Origin of the sequence: Streptomyces sp. 5-10 (assembly GCF_014712245.1) — a bacterium.
In the GTDB taxonomy this organism is placed as follows: Bacteria; Actinomycetota; Actinomycetes; order Streptomycetales; family Streptomycetaceae; genus Streptomyces; species Streptomyces violaceusniger.
In genome coordinates this window covers 1-2,638 of sequence record NZ_JACVYG010000175.1, presented here as the reverse complement: position 1 = coordinate 2,638, position 2,638 = coordinate 1, and the positions used below count along the sequence as shown (strand labels likewise).

The window sequence follows — 2,638 nt, the reverse complement described above, 5'->3', positions numbered from 1 at the left end:
CTGCCCTGCCCCGAGAACAACACCGCCAGCTTCCCCGGCACCACCGAACCCCGCACCACACCCGCCGCCGGTACACCATCCACCAGCGCCCGCAGCCCAGCCACGAAGCCCTGACGGTCACCGGCCAGCACCACCGCACGGTGCTCGAACACCGAGCGCGTGGTCACCAGGGACGAAGCCACATCCACGACCGATGCCTCAGCGTCCATGTCGCCACGCACCGCCGACAGCAACCGCTCCGCCTGCGCCCGCAGCGCGCCCTCGGACTTCGCCGACACCACCCACGGCACCGACGCCGGGACCTCCCGCCCCTCGGCCACCGGCTCGGCAACGCCCACCTCCGCGGGAGCCTGCTCGACGATGACGTGGGCGTTCGTCCCACTGATGCCGAACGACGACACGCCCGCGCGCCACGACCGGCCCGTCTCCGGCCACTCCACCGCATCCGTCAACAGCTCCACCGCGCCCGACGACCAGTCCACATGCGGCGACGGCTCATCGACGTGCAGCGACTTCGGCAGCACACCGTGCCGCATCGCCAGCACCATCTTCATCACGCCCGCGACACCCGCCGCCGCCTGCGTATGACCGATGTTGGACTTCACCGACCCCAGCCACAGCGGCCGGTCCTCGGCGCTCCGCTCCCGCCCATAGGTCGCGAGCAGCGCCTCGGCCTCGATCGGGTCGCCCAGGGCCGTGCCCGTGCCGTGTGCCTCGACCGCGTCCACGTCGGCGGGCGACAGCCCGGCGTTCGCCAACGCGGCCCGGATCACGCGCTGTTGGGAGGGCCCGTTCGGCGCGGTCAGGCCGTTTGACGCACCGTCCTGGTTGATGGCGCTGCCCCGCACCACCGCGAGCACCTGGTGGCCGTTCCGCCGGGCGTCGGACAGCCGCTCCAGCAGGAGCATCCCGGCGCCCTCGGCCCAGCCCGTGCCGTCCGCCGCCGACGCGAACGGCTTGCACCGGCCGTCCGGGGCCAGCCCCTGCTGCCTGCTGAACTCCACGAACAGCCCCGGCGTCGGCATCACCGTCACACCACCGGCGAGCGCGAGCGCGCACTCGCCCTGGCGCAGCGACTGGACCGCCAGATGCAGGGCCACCAAGGAGGACGAGCAGGCGGTGTCCACCGTCATCGCCGGGCCCTCGAAGCCCATGGTGTAGGAGATACGGCCGGAAGCGGCGCTGACGGTGTTGCCGGTCAGCAGATATCCCTGCAGCTCATCCGAGGCGTCGTGCATCCGCGGGCCGTAGTCCTGGGACATCGCGCCCACGAAGACACCGGTCCGGCTCTTCTCCCGCCCGGCCGGGTCGATGCCCGCGCGTTCGAAGACCTCCCAGGAGGTCTCCAGCAAGAGCCGCTGCTGCGGGTCCATCGCCAGCGCCTCGCGCGGCGAGATCCCGAAGAAGGCGGCATCGAAGTCCCCGGCGTCGTAGAGGAATCCGCCTTCGCGGGCGTACGTCGTCCCGGCTCGTCCGGGGTCGGCGTCATACAGCCCGGTCAGATCCCAGCCCCGGTCCGCCGGGAACGCCCCGATGGCGTCGCCACCGGAGGCGATCAGCTGCCACAGTTCCTCGGGCGACCGCACACCACCGGGGTAGCGGCAGCTCATGCCCACGATCGCGATCGGCTCGTCCGGGGCCACGCCGACCGGTGCCGACGCCATCTCCTCGCGCCCGTCCTCACCCAGGAGCCTGTCCCGCAGATGGCGTACGAGGGCCCGGGGCGTGGGGTGGTCGAACAGCAGCGTGGTCGACAGTCGCAGTCCGGTGGTGGTGTTCAGGCGGTTGCGGAAATCGACGGCGCCGAGCGAATCGAAGCCCAGCTCCTTGAAGGTCCGACCCAGATCGACGGCTTCCGGTCCTTCGTACCCCAACGCGGTGGCGACCTGGTCACGCACCAGGTCCGCCAGCATCTCCCCTCGCTGGGCGTAGTTCAGCGGTGCGAGACGTGTCCGTAGGAGCGATGCCGCGTCGGTCGCCGATGTGTGGTCCGCGCTGCCCTCGGGATCGGTCGCATCGGCCTGGGTGAGCGAGTTCGGCTCCGGCAGGGCTTGGACGTCCAGCCAGTACCGCTTGCGCTGGAAGGCGTACGTGGGCAGCTCGACCCGGCGCGCGGACGTCCCGGCGAACATCCCCGTCCAGTCGACAGAGGCCCCGCCCACATACGCCTCGGCCACCGAAGTCAGGAAGCGATCCAAGCCGCCCTCGTCACGGCGCAGCGACCCGACGGCCGCCACGTCAGAGCCATGCTGCTCGGCGGTCTGCTCCACCCCCACCGTGAGTACGGGATGGGCGCTGGCCTCGATGAACACCTGGAAGCCATCCGCCAGCAGGGCACGTACGGTCTCCTCGAAGCGCACGGTCTGACGCAGATTCCGGTACCAGTACCCGGCATCCAGACCTGCCGTGTCCAGCAGCCCACCGGTCACCGTGGAATAGAACGGCACCGACGAAGGCCGAGGGCTGATCCCCGCCAGCTCCCGCAGCAACTCGCCCTCGATGGCCTCGACATGAGCGCAGTGCGAGGCGTAGTCCACCGGAACACGCCGCGCCCGGATCTCTTCCGCCTCACACGCGGCCAGCAGCTCGTCCAACGCGTCCACGTCGCCGGAGACCACGACCGCCGAGGGCCCGTTCA

1 protein-coding gene is annotated in these 2,638 nt (G+C 71.0%); it reads right to left on the bottom strand.

Features of this window, described 5'->3' with window-relative positions; all coding sequences use genetic code 11:
- The coding region (locus tag IEJ02_RS47650; RefSeq protein WP_191070484.1) for a type I polyketide synthase at nucleotides 1–2,638 on the bottom strand (2,638 nt) is incomplete at both ends.